Source organism: Chryseobacterium lathyri, assembly GCF_030812195.1.
GTDB classification, from domain to species: domain Bacteria; phylum Bacteroidota; class Bacteroidia; order Flavobacteriales; family Weeksellaceae; genus Chryseobacterium; species Chryseobacterium lathyri_A.
The window spans coordinates 46,829-73,305 of sequence record NZ_JAUSSF010000004.1 but is presented as its reverse complement, the minus strand read 5'-3'; the positions used below and the strand labels follow the sequence as shown (position 1 = coordinate 73,305).

Below are 26,477 nucleotides of genomic sequence, written 5' to 3'. Positions count from 1 at the left end.
TTGGTTATTTTTTATTAATTGTTCCGTATTCCAAAGTAACAAAGAAGAATACGGTTGTTTTAGAGTACAAATGACCAATTACGGCTTTGGGTAGAAATACTTAGCTTAGGAGAACCAAGCTGTAAAACTGATATTTTCCGTGAAACTTGTTGGCAGAGGAGGAAATGCTTTATCTTTGTTTTTCAGGGCTGATGATAAGTTATCGGCCGGAAATGCCTTTATGAACAATAATAGTTTCTTACTTTCTGCAAAAAGGATCTGTATTGCAGCCTTTCTTTCCTTCAATACGGTAATGTATGCCCAGAGAACAGCAGATGTTTCCACAATTTCGGAAAAAACCTTGAACAGTATTCTGGAAAAAAACAGAACCTATTATACACAGGGGAAAGTGGCTGATTACATTCCTGAGCTGGGAAAAATGGACGCCGGAGCAATCGCTTTTTCAGTGGTTGGTAAAAGTGGAAAAATCTTTAATGCCGGTGATGTTCACAAAAAATTTACCATGCAGAGTATTTCCAAAATCATTGCACTGATGATTGCTGTCAATGAAAAAGGCGAAGCAGATGTGTTTAATAAAATGGGCTATTTCGGAACCGATAGGCCTTTCAACCACTTCTCCAACCTTGAAACTACTGGTAAGCCGCTCAATCCGATGATGAATGCAGGAGCGATTCTTACAACTTCATTAATTTCAGGAGAAGGTGAAAAACCTTTTCTTAAAATTTTGGATCTGGTGAGGTATATAACCAAAAATAATACAATTGACTACAATACATCTGTTTACGAATCCGAAAAATCGACAGGACACCGTAACCGTGGCATGTTTTATCTGATGAAAAACAACGGACTGATCTCAGGAAATGAGGATCAGCTGGACAATTATTTCAAGCAGTGTTCTATTGAGCTGACAGCCAAAGATTTGGCTAAAATCGGTTACTTCTTTGCTAATCAATGTGTGCGGTTCGATGGAGATTCTGCCTATAAAAATGAGGATCTTGCCAGATTGATACAGTCACAAATGCTCATTGCCGGTATGTACGAATTCAGTGGAGAATATGCCAGGACAGTAGGTTTGCCGAGCAAATCCGGTGTTGGAGGCGGAATTACGGTAAGTGTTCCCGGGAAAATGGGAATCGGTGTTTTCAGTCCTGCTTTAGATCGGCATGGAAACTCTTCAGCCGGTTATCACATGATTTTAGACCTGGTGAAACAGTACGATCTGAGTCTGTTTTAAAAATAAGTCTTTACATGCTGAATTCAGACATCAGACCATTTTATTTTTCAAATCTTTATACTTGGAGCGCCCTACAGGCAGTACTTCACCTGTTTTAAGCAACACTCCATATCGTGTGCCGGGAGTGATAATAATTTTTTCGATCTGCTGAAAATTGACAAGATAAGACTTATGAATACGCTCAAACCTCTCAGGAAGAAGTTGCTGCAAATATTCAAGGGACTTATCATGGAGTTCATTTTGCCCGTTATTCAGATGCAGCTCCGTATAAATGCCGGCTCCTTTGATGTAGATCACCTCAGAAATACTGATCAGACGAACCTGTCCGGCCCTTTTTACAGCAAGATATTTAATGTCTTCATGTGGTTTTAGGGTAGGGCTGACGAATCTTGTCAAAGCCTTAAAAAACCTTTCCTGATCAAAAGGTTTGGGGACAAAATCAAGAACTCCGTACGCAAAAGCGGTAATTGCTTTATCAATATTGGCAGAAACGATGATCGTATGAAAAGAAGCAGCTACCATCTGCTCCAGTAGCTCAAAACCATTATCTCCATTGAGGTTAAGGTCTAGTAATACAAGGTCAGGAATCCGGCCCGAAACCTGGTCAAGTCCCTTTTGTAGGGAGTCACAGATAATGATCTCACTGGGTCTGTCTGTAAAGAATTCGGATGTCATACGCTGCAAACGGCGGGCAATTCTGGCCTCGTCCTCTATAATTACTATATTCATTACTTTAAAATTTGAATAGTAGACATCCAGCCGTTTTCTGTAGAACCCGATTCGAATGTCCAGTTTTGTCCATAACTTTCAGTCAGTCTCGCTTTGATATACTTAAAGCCATTTCCACCCGCGCGGTCCGTCATGATTTGCCGGTTCTTCGCGATAGTTTCAAAAGTATATTGGTGAGCCTCTTTTGATAAAGAATAATGGAGTACAAATTGAATTGTATTTCCAGACAATGGCTCACTGTGCGTAATACCATTCTCCAGTAAAGTATGAATAACCGCCGGAGGTATCAGCTGGGTTTCATCGATTCCCTTTTGTTCCCAGATATAGTTCATTTCCTTTCTGAAACCCATAACTGATAAGTGTTGCCGGCAAAGCTCCAGCTCTTTGGTAACAGGGATCAGGGTCTGTTCAGAGATCTCGTTCATAATGTCAAATTCTGTAGCCAATGCCTGTATAAAGCGGGCTCCGTCCCTGGGGGATTCTTCTACCCAATCCATCATCGAGGTCAGCGTATTCCTTAAAAAATGAGGCTGAATATTCTTTTTAAGCAATTCCAGTTGCAGCCTTGATGAAAGTAAAACAGCATTTTGATGTTCCGCCTCAATGACACTGGTACGGATAGAGTGCAGATAAAGCATTGAGAGTACAATAATGGTAAAACTGATGAACAGCCCAAAATCATAAACCACAAGTCTGTTGACCAATGCACTCGCCAAAAGAGCAGCCAGAGCAATAAAACCACCTTTTTCCTTTTGAAGAATTCCATTCAGAACTACAATGAAGGCAGTTATCAGCATGGCCAGGCTGTAGAGCCGGGCAGTCAGATCATAGTGCCCGTAATTGAACCAATAGAGTCCAAGCAGGGTCAGCAGTAGGGCGAGCATCAGCCATTTCCCATGCCTGAAGTTAAACTGAATAATAAAATACCATGGAACCAGCAGCGCATTGGTAAACGTCAGCCATCCGATGATTTCAAGACGTACGAAGAACTCAGAATAAGGGATCATCACATGGAATTTCAGATATTCCATGATCAGTAAAGTAAAAAAAAGAAGACATATGGTGGCAAATATAAGGATGTCCTTCTGCCTTCTTTTGCTGTTCAGATAAAGGAAGAAGTAATAAACGGCTGCAATCAGAAAAGCTCCGGCCATCAGATTCATATAGGCCATTATGATCAGTGGGTTTGTTAATAATGTTTCGTAATTATTTATTGTGAATCCAATGTTCCGCTGAACATCCGGATAAAGTGATTGGGAGCTGCGCATGGCAATAGTATGAAGACCAGGCGAAATCAGATGATTCGGAATTCTGTAATAACTGCATTCAGTTCCCGGTATTTCCGGGTTTCCATTTTTCGGAAGCTGTCCGTTTTTGCCGATCAGTACACCATCCCAGTACACTTCAAAAGTCCCGAAAGAATTGATCTGAAGACCAAGAGGTATCAGTTTGTTTTCCACCGGACGTAGATCAACATGTGTACGTGACCAGAATATCTTATCCGAAGTATTACCCCTGGTTTCAGACCAGTCTTTATCATTGTAATTTTTACTTGCCCAAGCTATATTGTCTCCGGTTTTATAAACCGGTACCGGATCTTCATTCCGGATAACAGGTATGGCCAGCAGGTCAAGCAACGTTAATAAAAATATTAAATAATACATAATGTAAATATACAAGCTAATTTGAAAAAGCGGATGTCATTTGAAAGCCTGTGGAGCTGTTCAGATGTTTTTTCTGTGAATGGCTTTTTCTGCGATTTAAATTTACATCATGAAACAAGTAGCCATTATTTTTTTTATCATCTTTTCTGTTCAGTATTCATTTGCACAGAAAGGTCAGATTACTGGAATCATTCAGGAAAAACAGGATGTCCCCGTATCTTATGTAACGGTAACATTAAAGGATAACGCAGATCGGGTGATTGCCGCCGGCATTTCGGATGCTAAAGGAATATTCAGGCTGGAAGACGTTACGGCTGGAAATTATACCGTTAGTTATGCTCTTGCGGGTTTTCAAACGATCAACAGGCCTGTAGCGGTTAAGCCTGATGAGGTAGTCAATGTGGGAACGGTCATTTTAGAATCTGATACAAAACTATTGCAGGAAGTATCTGTAACGGGACAGCGTTCATCAGTCAGTTTAAAACTCGACAAAAAAGTCTTTGAAGTCGGTAAGGATATTCTTTCGCAGTCGGGTGCGGTAACGGATCTTCTCAACATTGTTCCTTCTGTTAGTGTGAGTCCGGGTGGAGAAATCAGTTTACGGGGGAACTCTAATGTATTGGTCTTAATTGACGGTCGCCGGACCGGACTGACTCAGAGCAATGCCTTGGAACAGGTACCGGCAGATCAGGTAGAGCGTGTGGAGGTGATCACCAACCCTTCTTCCAGATTCGATGCAGGTGGTTCTGCGGGGATTATCAATATCATACTTAAAAAAAATAAAAAGGCAGGGTTCAGTGGTCAGCTGCGTCTGGTAGGCGGGATACCTAACGAAACCCGTATCAGTCCCAGCCTGAATTATAAATCAAATAAACTCAATCTGTTTGCTACCTATGGTATTCGGTTGTCAGATTATGTAGGTCTGTACACGATGAAACAGTCCACCGGACTTTCAGGAACACCGGTTGATCTGGACCAGAGGCAGGATGAGAACCGGCATGATGATGCCAAATTGCTTTATTTTGGAGCAGATTTTAAGTTTAATGATCAGAATACCATTACGGCAGCTTTCATGAGAAATTCAACCCATGATCACGACAAGACCCAGCTTAATTATTTATATTCAAATAAAAACAATGTTATTGATAGTAGTCTCACCAGAAAAGGTGAATCATGGGAAAAGCGCAGCTATAACCAGTTCGAATTCAATTATACCAAAAACTTTGCTAGAGCAGGAAAGAAGCTGACGGTAGATATGCAGTATGATTTTTGGGACAGTGACAAAGACTGGAACTTATCAACCAGCAAAGTATTTCCATCTGCTGCAGATTTACCCGTGATCAAAACAAGCTCAATGGGTGCAAGTAAAGATTTTATGATTAAAACAGATATGGTGCAGCCACTGGATAGTATCTCTACTCTGGAATTCGGTTTGAAATTGGAAGACCGGAGAGTAAACAGCGACTTTATCGCGGAACAGCAGAACTCAGCCGGCTGGGAGATCATTGATCAGATTGATAATCATCTGTTATACAAAGAATTGATTGGAAGTGCTTACGTACAGTTTTCCGGAAAAACCGGAGCTTTAAGTTACCAAGCCGGTGTACGCGGCGAGCTTACCCATATCAGTATCGAAGACCGTGCGGGCAGTTATGCCAATGAGAAAAATTATAACCGTCTGTTTCCAACATTAAATGCAAGCTATCGTTTCAATGAACGAACAACTTTGCAAGGAAGCTACAGCAAAAGAATCAACAGGCCAAGGCTGAATATGATTTATCCTTTTAATGAACTGACTGATCTGACCAGCCGTTATGTGGGAAATCCGGATCTTAACCCATCATACGCCAACGTCTTTGAATTTGCTTTCCTTAAAAACTGGAAGATGCTTACTTTTAATCCATCCCTCTATTATCAGCGAAATACCGGGATAATGGAAGATTATACGTTTCGCAATCCGAAAGGGCTGTTTATTACAATGCCGGTTAATATAAAAGCGGAAACCCGTTATGGTTTTGAGCTGTCCATGCTTTATAATCCTTTCAAATGGTTACAGGTTAATACAGAGCTTAATCTGTTTCATTATGCCCAACAGGGCAGTTATATGGATCAAAGCTTTGATTATTCCGGGAATACCTTAACCGCTCGTGTAAGTGCCCAGTTGAAATTAAAGAACAAACTTGCTTTTCAAACGCTTTATAATTTCAGAGGAGCCAATGCTACTGCCCAAACCCATACAGATGCTCTTCATAGCATTGATTTTGGGCTCAGCAAGACTTTTTTAAAAGACAAAGCAACACTTATGTTTGATATAAGCAACTTGTTTGGATTAAGAAAATTAAACAGCAGAACTGCAGGGGCAGATTATGAAATAAGCCAGACCAATATTCCTAATGCTGCCCGCTACCGGTTAACGCTGGTTTACAGGTTCAACCAAAAAGATAATCAGACGGTACGACAGGCTAAAAGCGGGAACAGGGATTGATCTTAAATCATCTGTTGCATGATTGATCCCAATGAATAAAAAATAATTCTATAATCATCTTATTTTCATAACGTTGCTTTCGGGTAACGTTATTTTTTTTGTGAAATTTTCATAGAATTTTGCTATTATTTTTTTTCGAAATTCTGAATTTTCAGATTCTTTTTACCGGATCAGTAAACTCATATTTTGTAGATTTCATACGCTTTTACAGGTGTGTTATATTTTTGTAATATAGGGTAAATAATTCTCTTATTATTGATTTATTTTATTTTTTATTTCTATATTTGCTTTAAATTATCAATTATAAACATTTATAATTGAAGCTTATAGGCTGTACCGTGTCATTTTCGATAATAAAAATATAATCTACATTTTTTAATGGTATTTAAATTAATAATAATTAATTGTTAATAATTAATTATTAAATTTTATTTATGATTAGAAATGTAATATAAATTTATTATTTTTATTCCCTAATAATTGATAAATGCTCTTTATACCGAAAGGTTGCGAGTTGTGTTATATAATTTCCCAGTTATTATCTCAATACCATGAATGCAATGAAAAACTTAACCATTATTGGTGTAACGCCTTTTGAAAAGCCGGATGTTAATCTTATGCTGAAATTGCATGAGGCGGGTGCGTTTCCAGTCTTAAGCCTAGGACATGATTCAAAATCTGCTCAGGAAGCACTGAATCAAATGAACCAGACAGATATACCTTCTTATGGGATCTATCTGCCGAACGACAAATTTATATCTCTTCAGATCCCCGAAAAAGCCAAGCTGGCCATTCTTCCGTCCGGTGTTTTAATGAATATTATACCAGATCTTCCCGTTATTTATCAGGTAACCAGTTTAGATGAAGCCAGACTGGCCGAACAGTCAGGTGCTGAAGGGATCATTATAAAAGGAAATGAAGCAGGTGGCTTGGTGGGGTATGAGTCCACATTTGTGCTATTTCAGCGTATCATCAAAGAAATTAATTCTATTCCTGTTTGGATACAGGGAGGAGTAGGGATTCATACAGCTGCTGCTGCGAAAGCATTAGGAGCAACCGGGGTTGTGCTGGATAGTCAGCTTGCCCTGTTCCCGGAGAGTTCAGTTCCCCGGGAGATCAAAGACCTTTGTTCAAAACTGAATGGTACTGAAACTAAAATAATAGCCAATCATCGGGTACTGATGAGGCCAAATTCACCTTCGTTACAAGAAAATGTTACTGCTGAAGAGCTTAGAGAATATTTTACCGGCCTTGATTTGAGTCAAAATTACATTCCTATGGGCCAGGATATCTCGTTAGCAACAGATCTGTATGAAGATTTCAAAAACCTGAAAAGAATGATTTTTGGGTTCAGAGAATCAATGTATGGTCATCTGAAACAGGCAAAAGCCCTTAAAGTGATAAGCGAGAATAATATAATGGCTAAACAGCTTGGCTTGCGTTATCCTATTGCTCAGGGACCAATGACACGGGTCAGTGATGTTCCTTTATTTGCCAATGCGGTGGCAGACGCCGGTGCTTTGCCTTTTGTGGCTTTATCTTTACTTAAAGGTGAACAGGCAAAAGATTTAGTGACGGAAACTAAAAAACTGGCTGGTGAAAAAACATGGGGCGTAGGTATTCTTGGGTTTGCCCCTCAGGAATTGAGAGAAGAACAGACTTCTTATATTCTGGAAGCTAAGCCTTCCGTTGTTCTTATTGCCGGAGGGAGACCTGCACAGGCTAAGGTATTTGAAAAGGCAGGAATAACAACCTTCCTTCATGTTCCTTCCCCTGCATTACTGGATATGTTCTTAAAAGAAGGCGCTACGAATTTCATCTTCGAAGGCCGTGAGTGCGGTGGACACGTAGGTCCGCTTTCAAGCATGGTTCTTTGGGAGAAACAGATTGAACGTATCTTAAAAGAAGAACATCCGGAAAAGATCAGTGTATTTTTTGCCGGCGGAATTCATAATGCATTTTCAACAGCATTTGTTTCTGTTATGGCGGCTCCGTTAGCAGCCAGAGGCGTAAAGGTTGGAGTATTGATTGGAACAGCCTATCTGTATACAGAAGAAGCTGTACGTACCGGAGCTATTCAGGAAGAATTCCAGATGCAGGCCATGCAGGCAAAAGACACCGTTTTATTGGAAACAGCACCAGGACACGAAACCCGTTGTTTAAATACAGCTTTTGCTAAACATTTCAGTACCGAGAAGATCAAACTTCTGGCAGCTGGAATGGATAAAAAAGAAGTTTGGGAACAGCTTGAAAAACTAAATGTGGGCCGGCTTAGGATTGCTGCAAAAGGAATCGACCGTCAAGGTGACAAGTTGGTTAGTATTCCTAAAAATGAGCAGCTGAATCTTGGGATGTACATGATCGGGCAGGTGGCCACGATGCAGAACCGTGTGATTTCCCTTGCATCCCTTCATCAGAATGTAAGTATTGATAATTATAAATATATTGAAGAGGCTGCTTTGCCGGAACAGCCGGTATCCAAAGAAAAACCTCTGGATGTGGCGATTGTCGGGATGGAATGTATTTTCCCGGGAGCTAAAAATCTTGAAGAATACTGGCGAAATATCATCTTGGGAAGAGACAGCGTCACAGAAGTTCCTGATGAACGTTGGAACAAAGAACTTTATTACCATCCGGATTCAGACGGGCCGGATGTATCTCACTCCAAATGGGGCGGATTCATTCCAAAAATTGATTTCGATCCTTTAGAATTCGGAATTCCTCCACAATCCCTTGCTGCCATTGAACCAACACAGCTGTTAACTTTATTGGTGGCCAAGCGTGCCATGGAAGATGCAGGCTATGGAGAAAAACAGATCAACAGAGAAAATATTTCTGTCATTATAGGCGCTGAAGGCGGTAATGATCTGGCCAACAGCTATAGTTTCAGAGGATACTATAAACAGGTTTTCGGAGAGCTTCATGAAGAAGTGAAACAGGCATTTCCACATACGACGGAAGATTCATTTCCAGGTATTTTGGCGAATGTGATCGCAGGTAGGATTACGAATCGTCTGGATCTTGGGGGAAGAAATTTCACGGTAGATGCAGCGTGTGCTTCTTCTTTGGCAGCTATTGATCTGGCCTGCCAGGAACTTGTATTGGGGAAATCTGATATGGTTCTTGCCGGCGGAGCGGATTTACACAACGGAATCAATGATTATCTGATGTTTTCCAGTACACACGCACTTTCCAGAAAAGGAAGATGTGCAACATTTGATGGTGATGCCGACGGAATTGCCCTTGGAGAAGGAGTTGCAATTCTTGTCTTAAAAAGATATGAAGATGCCGTTCGAGATGGCGACCGTATTTATTCCGTCATCAAAGGAGTAGGAGGATCCAGTGACGGAAAGGCGCTGGGTCTTACGGCACCCAGAAAAATAGGACAGGTACGCGCATTGGAACGTGCCTATTCTCAGGCAGGGATCAGTCCTGCATCAGTCGGTTTAGTGGAAGCTCATGGAACCGGCACTGTAGTAGGCGATAAAACCGAGCTGAACGCGCTTACGAATTTATTCAGCCGTTCAGGAGCCATACCGGGACAGACTCATTTAGGTTCTGTAAAAACACAGATCGGGCATACCAAATGTGCGGCAGGATTAGCCGGGCTTATCAAAGCATCGCTGGCGGTATACCATGGTGTAAAACCACCAACGCTTCATTTGCAGCAGCCTAATGCATATTACAATGCCCAAACCAGCCCTTTTGCTTTTTATGCAGAAAGTGGATTGTGGGGTGAGAAAAATCGTTATGCAGGAATCAGTGCTTTTGGATTCGGCGGAACCAATTTCCATACAGTCATTGCGAACCATCCTAAAGAAGACGATTCTGCAGTATTGCAATCGTGGCCGTCAGAATTATTTGTATTCCGAGGAGATACTTATGAAGAGGCTAAAATTCAATTGGGACAAATTAAGTCCTTATTAGAGATTAACGGTGATATCCCATTAAAAGATATGGCTTACAGCTTAGCGGCAGGCTCAGACAAACCGATTCAGTTAACCATTGTTGCTGATACCGCTGAACATTTGATGATGAACATCGAACTGGCATTATCCGGCATCGAAAGTAAAGACACTTTTACAGTAAATAAACGCGAAGGTAAAGTAGCCTTCCTATTCCCTGGACAGGGCAGTCAGAGAATCAATATGGCCCGCGATCTGTTCGTCGCTTTTCCGGCCATGCGTAACCTGATTGAAGGATATCCCGAGCTGGAGAAAGTAGTTTTCCCTTCAGCGACGTTTAATGAAGCTGCTTTAAAACAACAGAAAGAAACCATTAAAGATACCCGCCTGGCCCAGCCTATATTAGGAATTGTTGACCTGGCTTTAGCTAAATTCCTGAAATCACTGGATATCGTTCCGGATATGGTAGCAGGCCACAGCTATGGTGAACTACCTGCTTTATGTTTTGCTGGAGCTTTTGAAGAAGAAAAACTGGTTGATCTAAGTATTCAAAGGGCTCACGCCATTTTGAATTCAGTAGAAGGCGGAGATCCGGGTACCATGATTGCGGTAAGTGCAACAAGAGAACAGTTACAGCCGGTATTAGACAAGGCAGAAGGCTGTTATCCGGTTAATTATAATGCTCCAACCCAATGTGTGGTGGCAGGAAGTACGCTGGCCATCAATAAATTAATGGAGATCCTTAAACAGGAACGTATCTCTGCTAAAAAATTAGAAGTTGCCTGTGCATTCCACAGTCCGTTACTGGCCAAATCCAAAGGCCTATACGATGAGGTCTTAAAAGACGTTCCTTTCCACGAAATGCAGATTCCTGTTTGGTCGAATACCACTGCAGAAATTTATCCGGCAAGTCCATCTGAAATCAAAGAAAGATTAACGGATCATCTGGTACAACCTGTGAGGTTTGTAGAAGAAATTCAGGCGATGTATGAAGACGGAGCCAGAATATTCATTGAAGTAGGCCCAGGAAAAGTACTTTCCGGACTGACCAAATCCTGCCTGGAAAAAGATCAGCTGATCCTATATGTAGAAGACAGCAACCGAAATAAAATAAGCCATCTTCTTTCCATGCTGGCGCAATATCTGGGAACAGGCCGAAGCTTCAATATTGAAAAACTTTTCGATGGCCGTACTGCCAGATTCATTCAGATTGATCAGCCCGAATTGTATAAGAAAAGCCCAGCCATCTGGCGTGTGAACGGACAGACGGCACAGCCAACCACAGGTAATCTGCCGGCTAATGGTGCATTACCGATATTAAATCCTATTCCAATGAACAATTTTACTAATAATCAGCCAGCCCCTGTAGCAGAATCTCAGCCAGCCGCTGAACGTATGCTTCACGAATATCTGGATACCATGAAACAGCTGATCCAGGCACAGCGTGATGTGATGCTTTCCTTCCTGGGACAGAATCCACAGATCAATCCTGCACCTGTTTATCCTGCGCCGGTACATTCACCTGTTAATGACCGTTTGGTGACGATTCCAGCACAGCCGGTCAATGTAGAAAAGCCTGCTGCTGTTGTAGTAAAACAGGCTCCGGTAAAAGACATTAAAACCTTGTTATTACAGGTGGTCAGTGATAAAACCGGGTATCCTCATGAAATGCTGGGCATGGAAATGGACCTGGAAGCTGATTTGAGTATTGACTCTATCAAAAGGGTAGAAATCATTGGAACACTTCGCAGTGAGCTGGGTGCACTTACATCAGATCACGCCAATGAAGATACGATCATGGAAAAATTAGCATCGATCAAAACTTTAAATGGCTTGGTGTCATGGTTGACAGAATATACCGAAACTCCAACAGCTGCTCCTGGAAAAAGTGGAACTACAGTAACACCGACATCAGAAGTACAAAGCAAATCTGCGTTTTCCCTTGAAGAACTTCAAAATGTAATTCTTGATATCGTCAGTGAGAAAACAGGTTATCCGAAAGAAATGCTTGGATTGGATCTCGATATGGAGGCAGACCTGAGCATCGACTCTATTAAGCGTATGGAAATTATCGGAGACCTTAAAACCAAAATCGGTTTCGGCGAAGATATGGACCAGGCGGATGATCTGATGGAAAAACTGGCTGCTATTAAAACATTAAAAGGATTGGCCTCATGGATCAGCGAAATGAGTGGGAACACCGATGCTGAGCCGGTACAGAACTCATTGTCACGTCTTCGTTTTGATTTGACTCCCACCGATGTTTCTACAGAACAGAATACAGAAATCATAAAGGGAAAGCGTTTTGCGATCACTCAGGACAACAGCCCGCAGACGATGGCAATCAAAAATGCTCTTGAGAAATATGGCGCCATCGCAGAATTGGTCGATACAGAAAAAGATCTTAAAGATTTCGATGGGCTGATCATTTTGGATCTGTTCTCCTCAACGGTAAAACACAGCATCATTGATCATGTGGATCAGATTAAGAAACTGGATCTTGATAAAGCCAAATGGGTGTATCTGATTTCAGACATTCCTGCCCATATTCAGGAGCTGACTGATACCCGTCTTTTACGCCATTACAAAGGTTATCCGGGACTTTTCAAAAGTTTAGCGAGAGAATTTGAACAAACCTCTTGCAGGCTGATCAGTCTGAGTACGCCACAGGAAGCAGATCAGATTACCGAGATTACTTTAAAGGAAATATTATCCACAGATAAACCTTCCGAAGTCGTTTATAAACATGACCAAAGGCATAAAATAGATATCATACCCTCTCCATTGTCAACAAGCCTTGAAGAAGCGCATATCCAACTGGATCAGGAATCTGTAGTCTTAGTACTCGGAGGCGGGCAGGGAATCACTTCTGAATTGGTGAAGCATATGTCCGGAGTGTATCCGTGCACCTATATTCTTGTAGGAAGATCAGCAGATCCGAGAGATGCAATTGCAGGATTAAAAGAAGTGGAAGATATGAAGACAAAGGAGGAAATAAGAAGCTATCTTATTAAAACCGGAACATTCACTTCTCCTGCCGAAATAGAAAAAGAGACTGTAAGAATTTTCAAAAACAATCAGATCCTGCGTACGATCCGAGATATGGAACAACTGGGAAATAAGGTGGTGTATCAGTCCTTAGACCTTTGTGATGAAGAAGGATTATCAGTTCTGATCAAAAATATTTACGAGAAATACGCCCGTTTAGACGGGGTGATACATGGAGCCGGTCTTCTGGAAGACAAACTGTTCAGACAGAAAACATCCAGCTCATTTGAGCGGGTCTTTGATACCAAAGTGAAACCACTTCGTGTATTGGCAGAACAGCTGCGTGCCGACTGTCAGTTTGTAGTGCTCTTCTCAAGCATTGCTTCAGTATACGGAAACAAAGGGCAGACCGATTATGCTGCGGCCAATTCCGTACTGGATGATTATGCGAAAGCTTTAAACAAAAAACTGAAAGGAAAAGTAATTTCCATCAACTGGGGCCCTTGGAAAGGAGCCGGAATGGTTTCATCGTCTCTGGAAACAGAATATGAACGTCGTGGTATTTCTTTAATTCCATTGGACCAGGGGAAAGAAATTTTTCTTAATGAGATTAAATACGGAACCGAAAGTCAGGTATTGATCATGTCAGGAAACAACTGGTAAACCTCTGTATACGATAACTATGAAAAAAACAGATGTTGCTGTTATTGGCTTATCCTGTGTCTTTCCCGGGGCACAGGATGCCCATACTTTTTGGCAGAATATTGTCAATAAGGTAGATTCTACTCAATTGGCTCCTGCTGACAGGATTGATCCTGTACACTTCAGTGATGCTACCAATCCTGTTGACAGATTTTACTGCCAACGCGGTGGATTTATTTCAGATTATGAATTTGATCCGACGGCTTTTGGTATTCTCCCGTTAGCAGTCGAAGGCACCGAGCCAGATCATTTATTAACGCTTGATCTGGTACAGAAAGCCCTGGAAGATGCAGGGGTATTTCAAAAGCAGATATCTCTTGAAAAAACAGGAATCATTATCGGTAAAGGAAATTATACAGGTCCCGGAGCAACCCGTGCCATTGAAATCGTGCGTACCGGAGAACAGATTTCTTCGCTACTGAAGGAATTGCTTCCTCAGGTATCTTCAGCAGATATTGAAAAGGTAAAACATGCTTTCCAGGAGCGAAAAGGACGGTTTGCAGCAGATACAGCCATGGGATTGATTCCTAATCTCGTTGCCTCATTAGTTGCCAACAGGTTCAATCTGGGAGGTGCAGCTTTTACAGTAGATGCTGCCTGTGCAAGTGCTCTGATTGCAGTAGATCATGCCGTTCAGGAACTTAACCGTGGCCGTTGTAATATGGTCATTGCGGGAGGTGTACATACCGGACAGAATGCTGCTTTCTGGAGTATTTTTGCCCAGCTGGGAGCCCTGTCTCATCAGCAGCAGATCAAACCGTTCAGTACGGATGCAGACGGATTATTAATTGGTGAAGGCTGTGGTTTTGTCGTGTTAAAACGATTGGAAGATGCAGTCCGTGACCAGGATAAAATCTATGCAGTGATCAAAGGCGTTGGGGTAAGCAGCGATGGTAATGGAACCAGCGTGATGAGCCCGTCCGTTAAAGGTCAGCTTAAAGCTTTACAACAGGCCTGGATCAATGCGGATCTGGATGAAAAACAGATCGGTTATCTTGAAGCACACGGCACAGGAACACCGCTTGGAGACAAAACAGAACTTCAGACCCTGGCTCAGTTTTTTACTAAAGAAGAAACAACCCAGGCTGCGGGGATCGGATCTGTAAAATCCAATATCGGACATGCTATGCCGGCTGCCGGGATCGCAGGTTTGATCAAGACCTGTCTGGCGCTTCATCATGATACTTTACCGCCTACATTATATTGTGAAAATCCAATTGCAGATATGGAGCAGACCCGTTTTGCTCCGGTACAGGAACCGAAAAGCTGGTCAAAAACAGGCTTGCCGAAAGTAGCGGCAGTCAATGCCTTCGGATTTGGAGGGATCAATGCGCACGTCGTTCTGGAAGGCTATGATATGCCGAAAAAAGACCGTGTTTTAGTATTGGCAAGACCTACCCAGGAAGAATTGCTTTCCGCCTTAAAAAATAATGACAACAGAGTAGGAGAAGGGGATTACCGGATTGCTTTATTCGACCCGACACCTGAAAGAAGAGAAAAAGCTATTAAAATTGTAGCTAAAAATAATCCATGGCGCAATAAACAGGACATCTGGTACACCAATACGCCTTTACTGAAAGCTGGAGGCAAAATCGCTTTTGTATTTCCAGGGCTGGATGGCCTTGCTAAGGGTGAAGTAGACAGTGTGAGCCGTTATTTTGGATTAACCGAACCTATCAAAACAGAAGGGGACGGTTTACTAAGCGATGCATTGGGGGTTTTCAACAAATGCAGCATTTTAGATCATGCACTGAAAAAATTGGGAATTGTTCCGGATATGAATGCCGGACACAGCCTGGGAGAATGGCTGGCAGGATATTCCTCTGAGCTGGCAGAAGTAAATTCTGTTAAAGCTTTGATCAATGTTCTTAATCCGGAAACCTTTGAATTAAAAGATTCAAGATTTATTGCCATCGGGGCGGGGATTGATATGATAAAACCTCTTATTGATACCATTCCCAATCTTTATATTTCCAATGACAATTGTCCCAATCAGGTGATCCTTTGTGGCAGTAATGCAGCCTTGGATGAACTCGTTCCATTGTTAAAATCAAAACAGGTCTTTCATCAGGTTCTGCCATTCCAGTCCGGTTTTCACTCACCGTTTATTGCTGATAAACTGGATGTGATCTTAGCGGGAATGGAAAAAGCACAGTTTCAACAGACGAAAATCCCGTTGTGGTCTGCAACGACTTTGGAACCGTATCCGGACGATCAGGATGCAATCAGAAAACTAAGCGCTGAGCATCTGGTTCAGCCGGTCCGTTTCCGCGAACTGACGGATAAACTGTACGAAGAAGGAGCTCGATTCTTTATCCAGATAGGTACCGGAGGACTGATCGGGTTTATTGATGATACTTTAAAAGGAAAAGCATTCAGTACGATTGCTTCCAGCGTGGCCACAAGATCCGCACTGGCTCAGCTGCAACGTGTGGTAGCCGCATTATTCGTGGAAGGTAAAACCGTAGCATTGGACTTTTTAGAAATACAAAACCTATCTAAAAAATCATCAGGAAAGGGAATCAAATTACAGTTAGGTTCGCCGATCATCCGTGATTTTAAAGAAATTCAAAATCTGGCTCAGCCTTTTGGGATGCCAAAACAAAATACGGTTTCTGCGACGATAGCTAAGACCGGTCATCCTCTTGTTCAGGCTTTCCAGGAAAATATCACTGATATGATCCGGATGCAGGAAGAAGTACTGACGCTGTTTCAAAACCGCCCGGAAATTACAATCCCAAAACCTGTAGTTCCTAAAGCGCCTGTCAGTAAGAATTTCTCGAAACTGCTACATGTAACTTTAGACACTCATCCTTACCTTATCGATCACAGTTTACTGAGACAGCCGAAAGGTTGGGCCCATGTTTCGGATATGGAGCCGGTAATCCCGATGACCATGATTTTTGAGCAGTTGGCAGAAATAGCACAGGCCGAAATACCTGGAACCCGCGTTCATAAAATTATGAATGTGAGCGTGTTTCAATGGATGAATGTTGCCAAACCTTTTGAAAAAACAGTCAAAGGAGAATGGCGTTCAAATAACCATGCTTATCTTGATATCGAGAACTTTGCGAATGCAGAAATCCTGCTGGCTTCATCTACACCTGCTGCACCAGCCTTTAACCTATCGATCGGGGATCTTCTACCCATTGAAAGAACGCCAGAAGAGATCTATGACAAACATATGTTCCATGGGGAATCGTACCAGGGAATTACAGAGATTTCAGCAGTGGGAACGAAAGGGATTGTAGGAAAAATCAAAGGAAACGGAGGAAAAGGATCCTTACTGGATAATGCCGGACAACTATTCGGATTGTGGCTGCAGCTTACCCTGACAAAAGACCGTATTGCTTTCCCTGTGAAAATCAGAGATATCGAGTTCTTTGGGGATATGGAGGATCAGAACGGCCTTTTTGAATGTACCTGCATCCTTACTGAGCTCAATGAAGAATTTGCCATTGCAGATATCATTCTTAAAAGAGACGGAAAAGTATGGTGCGCGATTACAGGCTGGCAAAACCGCCGGCTGGAAATCGATGAACCGCTGTGGAACGTTTCCATGTCGCCTTTGCATAACCGTCTTTCGGAGGAAATAGTCCCTGAGGTATTTTTCTTTCATCAGGCGTATACCAGAGTGGCTTCGTGGGATTTTATTCTCAAAAGATACTTCAACCGGACTGAAAAACAATATCATCAGCAGTTGCTTCCCAACAAGCGGAAAGAATGGATGGTGAGCCGTGTAGCCGTGAAGGATGCCGTTCGGAATCTTCTCCGTGAAAAGAAGAATCACCCTTGTTTTCCCATCACTTTTGAAATCGGAAAGAATGAAGTCGGAAAACCTTATCTGATCGGTAATGCCACGGAAGATATTCACATCTCTCTTGCTCATAAAGAAAAGGATGCCGTTGGTATTGCACGTCAGGGCGGCCCTGTGGGAATCGATATGGAGATCATGGAAGAACGCAGCTCCGGATTTTATGATCTGGTATTTACCGGTCATGAATTAACCTTATTAAAAGACAGGGATCAGGCGGAATGGACTACCAAATTCTGGGTAGCTAAAGAAGCGTACGGAAAGTTTCTCGGAACCGGATTGAAAGGAAATCCAAAAGCCTTTGAAATCACCCATATTGAGGGAGATCATTTATGGATCAACCAAACTGAAATAAAAACTATTAAACATAAAAAATATATTATCGGATGGACACTATAAACAACACATTACAATTGAATCACGAGGAATTGTTCACACTTTTAAAAGGTTTTATTACGGAAGTGATAGGCGCCGAATTTGTAGAGGAAATGGATATCACTCCGGATAGCTCATTCACCAAAGACCTGGAAATGGACAGTATAGAAATCGTTTCTTTTTCCGAGAAGATCAAAGCGCATTTCGGGGATCAGATTGACTTCACGGGATGGCTGTCTTCTATGGACTTAGACGAACTGATCAACCTTGACCTCCGTATGATCATCAATTATATCTACGAATGCCAATAATCAATGTAAACCATAAACAGGTTCATATTCAGGAGCTCAATAAAGGGGCTGAACAGACGGTGGTGCTGATTCATGGGATGTTCAGCAACCTCTCCATTTATTATTTTAATATTGCCCCGATTCTGGCGAAACATTTCCACGTGGTGATGTATGATCTGAAAAGCCACGGCATGAGCGAGCGTTTTACAGACGGCTATGATCTGGAAAGTATGTCATCCGATTTGCTGGCTTTGATGGATGTTTTAAACCTTAAAAAAGTACATCTGGCCGGGTACAGCTTCGGAGGCCTTATCGCTTTGAAAACGGCATTGAAAACGCCGGGCTGTGTCAGTCAGCTGGTAATCATAGAAGCACCGGACCCTCAGGATGAAAAAGCCCGTAATATCATCGATGAATACAGCAAAGAATTCCTCGAACATTACGTAGCCAATTTTACGGACACCACTAAAGTTCAGATGGGCAAAAGGCAGATGGAGAAAAACCACCGGATGTATGAATTCCTGTTTGAACAGACCAGCATCAAAGCAGATATGATCAGGGAAAAACATTTTCTGGGTGAAGCCAGTTTCTCAGAACTGAATGCTCCTACACTTTTGCTTTACGGATCTGAATCGAACTGTAAACCTACAGGAGAATGGCTGAAAACGCAGATCTTTTCCTCTGAACTGAAACTGATCCCCGGTGATCACAATGTCCCGATACAGGAGCCTGTTCAGATCGCAGAATCGATTGTTCATTTTTTATCTCAATCATTATCTAAAATAGTAACACAAAATCATGGCTAAATTTGTATTTGTTGTTCCACCATTGACAGGCCATGTCAATCCAACCTTAAGCATCGGTGCAGAATTACTGCACAGAGGGCATGAAGTGGCCTGGATCAGTCTTGATAAAAATCTAAGTGCAAAACTTCCTGTCGGGGGAGAACTTTTACTCATTCAATATGACCAGACCGACGAGGAAAAAAGAGAAAGCGAGAGCTATCTCGATATTATTTCTAAAAAAGTAGTGTATGGTATCGACAGTATCAAGTTTCTGTACGATGAGGTACTGATTCCTTTAAACAGACATTGCTACAATGGGATTGTTTCCTTGCTGAAACAATATCAGCCCGATATGGTGATTGGGGATCATCAGTTATTTGCCGCCGCTATTGCTGCTAAAAAACTGAATCTTCCCTACAGCACCACCGTTACCGCTCCGGCCGCCATTAAAATGATGGACGAGCTGCCTAAAGTACACGAATGGGAAGTGAATAAGATCATTGAGCTGCAGAAAGAACTTGGCGTAACGGAAAACCGTTCGTTGGCTTCTTCTGATCTGTTGACTCTTGTGTTAACCTCAAAATATTTCTTTGGAGAAATGGAACTGCCGGAAAGCTATCAGTTCACGGGTCCTGTTCTTACGGAACGCCGGATCTCCTGTGAATTTGATTGGGACAGATTCAAAAGTAATACCAACAAAAAAATCTTAGTAAGCATCGGAACAACTTTCGATCATGATCATAAAAAAGCTTTCTTCCAAAAGGTGGTTGATGCATTTAAAGATGAAAATCTGACTGTTGTATTGGTTTCTGATCCGCAGCTTTTTGACAGCTGGCCGGAGAACTTTATGGTCTATAATCAGGTCCCGCAACTGGATCTGCTGCCTCATCTGGATGGAGTCGTTTGCCACGGTGGTCATAATACCGTTTCCGAAGCTCTTTCCAATGGTCTTCCGTTGGTGGTAATCCCGATTGCATATGATCAGTCTCATGTAGCAGGTCGTGTGGTACGTACCGGAGCAGGAGAGCGTCTTAATTTTAACAGATTTAAATCCCATCACTTGAATGAAGCTGTTCAAAAGATTTTAAAGAATCCGGAATATAAAGAAGCAGCCCAAACAGTTAGCGAATCTTTCACCGAAGCCGGAGGTACAGCCACAGCAGCCAATTTGCTTGAAAAAGCATTGATCCATGCTGCTGAAACTGTAAAACCAGGGTCTAAATTTTTATTTGTGATCCCGCCGTTTTTTGGACATATCAGCCCCACATTAAGTGTGGGAGCCAGCCTTATCGCCCGTGGACACGAAGTAAAGTGGTTTGGAATTACCCCATTGGATAACAAACATATTCCGGAAGGAGGAAGCTATTTTTATCCTGAAGAAGCTCTTATTCCGTTTCAGGAAGATATTCAGCGTATTTTAAAGAGACAGGATGACGGGCCAGTCTGCTCAGGACCCGAGGTGATGAAGCTGGCGCTGGAAGAAACCTATGTTCCGTTTGCCAAAATGATGATGCCGGGGCTGGAACATTTGATGGAAAGCTGGAAACCGGATGTTCTGGTGAATGACTGTATCACTTTCGGAGGAGCGCTTTTTGCCCACAAACACCATATTCCGTGTGTAACGACTACGCCTGTCCCCCCTGATGTAATGGGCGATACCGCGACTCATGCTCCCAAAATATTCGAATGGCAGCAAAACCTGATCAAAGATCTTCAGAAAGAAGTAGGAATCAATGATGAGGGTATTTTTATCCATTCCAATCAATTGAATCTGGTTTTCACATCACAGGCTTTTGCGGATTTTGAAACCGTTCCGTCCCACATGAGATTTGTAGGTCCGGTAAAAGGACGTCCGAACCCGGCTCCCTTTGACTGGGAAAGGCTGGAAGCATCTACGACACCAAAGATTTTTGTATCACTGGGGACTTTGTTGGTAGACATCCGGAAAGCCTTTTTTGAAAAGGTGATTGCCGCATTTGCAGATCAGCCTGTAACGGTTATCGCGGCAACTCCACCGGAAATATTTGATGAATGGCCTTCTAATTTTATTGTGAATGGTTTTGTCCCGCAATCTGCATTGATGCCTCACATGGATGCAGTGATCTGCCACGGAGGTTTTAATACCGTTAATGATACATTCACCAATGGATTACCGATGCTCATTACGCCTATTGCCTACGACCATTTTCATATTGCAAAGTTAATTGAAAAAGCAGGCTGTGGAATCAGCATCCGATACAAACGTTTACGTATTGAAGCTCTTCGTGAAACTGTGTTTGAATTGCTGAAAAATCCTGCATACAGAAACGCAGCGAAAGAGGTTCAGACGAACTTACTGAATGCCGGCGGCAATGACCGTGCGGTAGAACTTCTGGAAGATTTTGTAAAGCAACATCGTTCAACATTAGTAACGGTATAAGCCTAAAATTGCCATTATTGGTAAATACAGCCACTGATAAAGACAACGTGATTCCATAAGACCTTTAAAAAAGATAGATATCTACAGATGAAAAGAAAATTGTTATTTGGCGAGCGCATGCTGCTGGGTGACGGTACAGAACCCTTTAATGCGGTTATTCCGTTCCGGCTGCGTGGGACATTTCAAGAGGAAAATATCCAACATGCCTTGAACTTGATTCAGGGCAAGCATCCGTGGTTGAGAGCACTCATCAGCTATGACGTAAATAATATCCCATGGTTTGAGGTTCCGGAAAATCATCTGCCGATCCCGATACGGATTGTGCCCCGAAAAGGCGAAGATGACTGGAAAGAAGAATCCCGAAGAGAGTGGCAAACTTTATTTAATTATGAAGAGTTGCCGCTGATCCGCTTTGTATGGATCAAAGGGGAAGAGGTTTCGGATATGCTTTTTTCTTTTCATCATTGTTTATGCGACGGAGGTTCTGCGATGGCTTTCCTGTATGAATTTTTACAGCTGCTGGATCGTCCTTCTGCGGAAATTGGGGTGGAAAATCCCATACTCGGAATTCAGGATGTGGTTCCCTCTGAGATTTTAACGAACCGCAAACAAAAACTGAAAGCGAAAGTGATCGGAAGACTGGCAGCGACAGCTATTAAATGTATTCCTGTCAGTAAAAAAGCAGTTGACCGGCAGAAAGATTACCTGATTCACTGGAAATTTGACAGAGAAATGAGCCAGGAACTGATTGCCTACTGCAAATTACAGGAAATTACCGTTAATACTTTTCTGAGTGCAGTATTGCTTCAGGCATTTAAAAAAGTGAGAGGTGAGTCAGCTTTCAATAAGGTTTCTTGTCCGGTAGATATCAGACGTTTTGCGAAGCAGATCAAAGAAGATCATATTTTTGCTTTCGGTTTGATGATCGTGGTTTCAGCGAATCAAAAAATAAGTTTTTCAGAAAATTTAAGACTGATGCAGGAATCTGTAGAACGCAAGACCTCCAAACTGAATCCTTATATTACCATGATGGTGATGGAATCTGCGCATGATGCTTTGAAAAATTTCACGAAGCTGTTGAAGCATGGCAAGTCTTCCAACGACTGTATGTTTTCCAACCTGGGTCGCATTCAGATTCCCCATCAATACAAAGAATTTACACTGGATACCATTTTCAGTCCTTCTGTGATAGGGCCTCTGGGCAATACCACAACGATGGTAACGTCAACATTCAGAGGGGAAATGGATTTTTCATTTGTAGGAAGCGAAGGATATTTACCGTATGCCGAAGCCTTAGCCATTCGTGATGAGGTAATTCAAACGGTAAAATTACAATTAGACCACATAGCAGTATTATGATCAGGCGAAATTTAATGATGGTAGAACGGATCATGTACGTTGATCCCAAAACACCCGTCAATTGCATATTTACGGCAAAAATCAAAGGGAATATCCCTGAAGAAAACTTTAAGGCTGCTTTAGAAAAGATCCAGCAGAAGCATCCTTTGCTGAGAACAAGGATTGATAGCAGCAGTGAAAAGTATCCGTTTTTTATAGAAGAAAAAGAAATTGAACCTATTCCGCTCCGTATTGTGGAACGGCAAACGGATGGAGACTGGCTGCAGGAATCTGAAACTGAGTGGTTCCGTCTGTTTGAAAGTATGAAGGAACCATTGGCCCGGTTGGTCTGGATTAAAGGACAGAATATTTCTGAGATCCTTTGGGTGCTGCCGCACTGCATCTGTGATGGAACCACGATTGTCAACCTGATGAAAGAGCTTCTTTCTCTGCTGGATGATCCTTCTTTGAAATTGAATCCCTATGAAATCTTCGGATCTGTAGATGATTTTCTTCCTCTGGATTTCAATATGGAAAAAAAGAAGCGCAAAGCCCGTTTTTATCTGATGATAGGCAGACTCTTTTTTCTTATGCAGCGAAAAAGTAAGATAAGAAACCTTGGTAGCAATTACGTTGTTCATTGGAAATTGGATTCAGCCACAACCGCACAAATAACAGAAAAGTCCAAAGCTCATGGTGTTTCTGTACATGCTTTGCTTTGTTCTTCATTTATACAGGCTTTTCAGGAGATTCAGGGAAAACAGGCAAAAGGCAAGGTGATCAGTCCTATAGATGTTCGCCGTTTTATTCCGGAGATCAGGCAGGATCATGTATTTGCTTTCGCGCCAACCGTTGAATTGTCATTAAAAAAAGGAAGTACGGATATACTGAATAATGCCAGGCAGATCAAAAAAGATCTTGTAGAAAAAATAGAAAAGATGGAGGCTAGAGAGCTACTATGGATGGGTGAGCAGATGCATCCGGTCGCTGAACGTATGGTTTCCCTGTTGAAATCCAGTAAAGGCGGACATGATGTAACGCTTTCCAATATGGGAAGAATCAATATTCCAAGCAATTATAGTAATTTTGAAGTGGAAACGATTTTCAGCCCGACTGTTGCTTTTCCGTGGCTGAATTCGAACACTTTGGTTGCAACTACGTACAATCAGCAAATGGATTTTACGTTCATGTCCAATGAGCATTTCCTTCCCAAAGAAGAAGCTGTTAAGATTAAAGATAAAGCCATTGAACTTCTGACCTCGTTGCTATGAAATTTAAACTGAAGCCATCACCGCCTAAAAAACTCAGGAAAACCACCTTGAAACGCTTTTTAATCAGGCGGGCGATCTTTTATGTCCTTCCCAATGTATTCTTCAATTTCATTATTGCCTACGCAAGCTTTCAGGAATTGGGATACACGCACTTTTTTTCCGGAACCCAAAATCTGGCTCGACTGACGTTGCCCATGGCCATCTTTTTACCAGTAATCCTAACGATTGACATTATCAACAGAGTGGTCATTGCTTCTGAGCAGGGCGCCATTGAGTTTACTGTAGATGAGCAGCTTAACAAAAAGAAACTGATGGCAAAACTGAGTATTTTGCACGGACTTATTACCGGATTACTGGTATTGTCTGTATTGCTTTTTGCGCAGTACGGTTTTTCAAAATACTATAAGCTGGATGCTACAGCGATGGCTGTACTTGTTGGACTGCTGGCAGGGGTATTGTCTGTAATTTTTGTATACGTGCCTATCTGGAGGTTGAAAAGATGGATGTATAAGCCTGGGATGGCCAAATACTAAATTACTTTAATTTTTAACATCAAAAAACTATTAACCATGGAAATTAACAAGATTAAAGATCACATTGCAGAAAAATTTAGCAATGATTACGGAATTTGGAATGATGTATTAAACAATACACAGCCGGAAAATTATGCCTGTAAAAATTGGCAGGTGGAGATCAATCAAGAGGATATTTTTGTTGACGATTCTTCAAAAACATTTTCAGTTAAAGAAGGCTTTTTTTTGTGTAACTTAACATTGCAATCAAGTAATGAGGAGGATAATATCATTTACAATAAATCTTTTTCAGCAAAAGGGACATTTCAGCTGGACAGCATCAATCGTATAGAAATAGAGGATATAGACATTGATATTGAAGTGGATATTTTTTAAGATGTTGTGCAGATTATCAATTAATTAAATTTTTTTTACTCTTAAAAGGCTATTAATACTGTAATTTCAGTATGTTGTTATATTTTTATCAATTCGGTGTGAAATAAATTTGAATCTTATTGTATTTTTTATTATTTTCATTGCTACAAACTAATGCCATAAAAATATTAATAACCAAATTAAAACTTATGAAAATTTTTCTTACCATAGAGCTCAGGAAGTGGTCTTATTCCGAATTTTAAACCTACACTATCCTATTACAGAAAATATAACTAATAATCTCAATGTGGATGTGGTTACCGATATCAGCTTCTTATTTTACTAGAATTACAGATATTTTTGACTAGGTTGGGATTAGTTTATATTAAATTATTTTTCGATATGTCAAAAAAGGATGAGCTTATTGATTGGGTTGCATTTTGGTGAAATGTATATTCAGATTCTTTAACATTATCTTTTTAGTTGCCTCATTTGTCCTGTTTATCAGTGACCAATTTGGACTAACTGTACCTGGAAATATTACCCTTATGTGAAAAAAGCAAAATAATAAAACCATGAACACACTTGAACTACTTAACACACAATTTAATTATCCGTTCCCGACATTAAAGAATCCACACGCAGACCAGCTGCAAGAGATTACTGAAAATCAATGGATAGACGGGGAATATCTGTGGCTTTATGAGCAGAATCCCGACCTCCGAAAAAAGTATAAGAAAACTAAAACTGCACATATCGCTGCACAATGGTTTCCCACAGCATCGCTTGAACGTTTCAAACCCATCTGCAGGCTGATGTTGTGGACACTGTACAATGATGACCTGTACGAGGAAAGTGTATCCGGAGATATTAAAAAAATACATATCCAATCCGTTGCAGTTCTCAATGGTGAAATAAGTGCTGAAGAATCAACAATACCACTAGGATCTATGCTGGCTTCATTAAGGCAGGAGCTGTTGCAGTTTATCCCTCAGGAATCAATTATCCGGTTTACAAAGATGATCAGCAGGTATTTTACCGGACTGGAAACTGAACTTCAATATAAGGAGAAAAAAATGTTTCCAACTATAGAAGAATGTATTGCTTTACGGGAAGATTCTATCTGTCTCTATCCTTTTCTGCAGCTTACAGAGGTAGAAACAGGAATCATTCTGCCACAGGAAATACACGAGCATCCGGTCATCCGCCGCCTGCAGACCCTGGCCTGCCATCTGGTAACTTATTTCAATGAAGTGCAGTCCGTAGTGAAAGATGAAGCCACCGACAGTGTTTATTATAATATTGTTAAAGTGATCCAGCACGAACGTCAAATCTCTCTGGAAGAGGCTTGTCTGGAAGATCTGCGCCTTCATAATGAAGATCTTAAAGAGTTTGTGGCCTTACAGTCTTCTTTGCCTGACTTCGGTATCTGGCAGGATGCCGTTGTCAATTGGGTTCATTATATGAGTATGGTCTTGAGCGGGTGGAAGAATATATCTACAAAACTTGGCCGTTATAATGCTATGGAATTTCCGGGGGCCAAAGAGCTGAAAGAAAAGCTGAACCAAATATGAGATTAAAGAGAAATAAA

At 41.6% G+C, this 26,477-nt stretch carries 14 protein-coding genes; 12 read left to right on the top strand and 2 right to left on the bottom strand.

The features are described from left to right. The first annotated feature begins 220 nt into the window (after window positions 1-220). Window positions 221-1,234 (top strand): glutaminase A, encoded by a 1,014-nt coding sequence (gene glsA, locus J2T03_RS20065; RefSeq protein WP_307221342.1) that lies wholly within the window; start codon window positions 221-223, stop codon window positions 1,232-1,234. 30 nt (window positions 1,235-1,264) lie between these two features. On the opposite strand, the gene J2T03_RS20060 is transcribed toward glsA, so the two are convergent. Together J2T03_RS20060 and J2T03_RS20055 are read right to left on the bottom strand one after the other, a co-directional pair. Next, entirely contained in the window at window positions 1,265-1,963 is a 699-nt protein-coding gene (locus tag J2T03_RS20060) for a LytR/AlgR family response regulator transcription factor (protein ID WP_307221231.1), read from the bottom strand. After that, a complete protein-coding gene (locus J2T03_RS20055) occupies window positions 1,963-3,627 on the bottom strand; it encodes a histidine kinase (protein ID WP_306846427.1) in 1,665 nt (554 codons plus the stop codon). Before J2T03_RS20055 ends, J2T03_RS20060 begins: the two co-directional genes overlap by 1 nt. 109 nt (window positions 3,628-3,736) lie before the next feature. On the opposite strand from J2T03_RS20055, the gene J2T03_RS20050 reads away from it, so the two are divergent. From J2T03_RS20050 to J2T03_RS20000, 11 genes are all read left to right on the top strand, one after another. Beyond that, a complete protein-coding gene (locus tag J2T03_RS20050; protein ID WP_307221230.1) occupies window positions 3,737-6,112 on the top strand; it encodes a TonB-dependent receptor domain-containing protein in 2,376 nt (791 codons plus the stop codon). A gap of 560 nt (window positions 6,113-6,672) precedes the next feature. Beyond that, the gene (locus J2T03_RS20045) at window positions 6,673-13,668 is read left to right on the top strand and encodes an SDR family NAD(P)-dependent oxidoreductase (RefSeq protein WP_307221227.1); all 6,996 of its coding nucleotides are present in this window, start codon (window positions 6,673-6,675) and stop codon (window positions 13,666-13,668) included. A gap of 19 nt (window positions 13,669-13,687) precedes the next feature. Next, window positions 13,688-17,920 (top strand): beta-ketoacyl synthase N-terminal-like domain-containing protein, encoded by a 4,233-nt coding sequence (locus tag J2T03_RS20040; RefSeq protein WP_307221225.1) that lies wholly within the window; start codon window positions 13,688-13,690, stop codon window positions 17,918-17,920. Beyond that, on the top strand, window positions 17,908-18,207 hold the full coding sequence (locus J2T03_RS20035; protein ID WP_260543597.1) for an acyl carrier protein: 300 nt from the start codon (window positions 17,908-17,910) through the stop codon (window positions 18,205-18,207). Before J2T03_RS20040 ends, J2T03_RS20035 begins: the two co-directional genes overlap by 13 nt. Further along, window positions 18,198-18,992, top strand: coding sequence for an alpha/beta fold hydrolase (locus tag J2T03_RS20030; RefSeq protein WP_307221220.1), 795 nt, complete (start codon window positions 18,198-18,200; stop codon window positions 18,990-18,992). Before J2T03_RS20035 ends, J2T03_RS20030 begins: the two co-directional genes overlap by 10 nt. Next, window positions 18,985-21,390, top strand: coding sequence for a glycosyltransferase (locus tag J2T03_RS20025; protein WP_307221218.1), 2,406 nt, complete (start codon window positions 18,985-18,987; stop codon window positions 21,388-21,390). Before J2T03_RS20030 ends, J2T03_RS20025 begins: the two co-directional genes overlap by 8 nt. Before the next feature lie 87 nt (window positions 21,391-21,477). Beyond that, the gene (locus J2T03_RS20020) at window positions 21,478-22,749 is read left to right on the top strand and encodes a condensation domain-containing protein (RefSeq protein WP_306846412.1); all 1,272 of its coding nucleotides are present in this window, start codon (window positions 21,478-21,480) and stop codon (window positions 22,747-22,749) included. Then, on the top strand, window positions 22,746-23,999 hold the full coding sequence (locus tag J2T03_RS20015; RefSeq protein WP_307221215.1) for a phthiocerol/phthiodiolone dimycocerosyl transferase family protein: 1,254 nt from the start codon (window positions 22,746-22,748) through the stop codon (window positions 23,997-23,999). Before J2T03_RS20020 ends, J2T03_RS20015 begins: the two co-directional genes overlap by 4 nt. Next, a complete protein-coding gene (locus J2T03_RS20010; protein WP_307221213.1) occupies window positions 23,996-24,532 on the top strand; it encodes a hypothetical protein in 537 nt (178 codons plus the stop codon). The genes J2T03_RS20015 and J2T03_RS20010 overlap by 4 nt, the downstream gene beginning before the upstream one ends. Before the next feature lie 36 nt (window positions 24,533-24,568). Continuing rightward, on the top strand, window positions 24,569-24,907 hold the full coding sequence (locus tag J2T03_RS20005) for a hypothetical protein (protein ID WP_307221211.1): 339 nt from the start codon (window positions 24,569-24,571) through the stop codon (window positions 24,905-24,907). A 554-nt stretch (window positions 24,908-25,461) separates the two neighbouring features. Beyond that, window positions 25,462-26,460 carry a terpene synthase family protein gene (locus J2T03_RS20000; protein ID WP_306846405.1) on the top strand — a complete coding sequence of 333 codons (999 nt, stop codon included), beginning with the start codon at window positions 25,462-25,464 and terminating at the stop codon, window positions 26,458-26,460. Window positions 26,461-26,477: the final 17 nt, after the last annotated feature.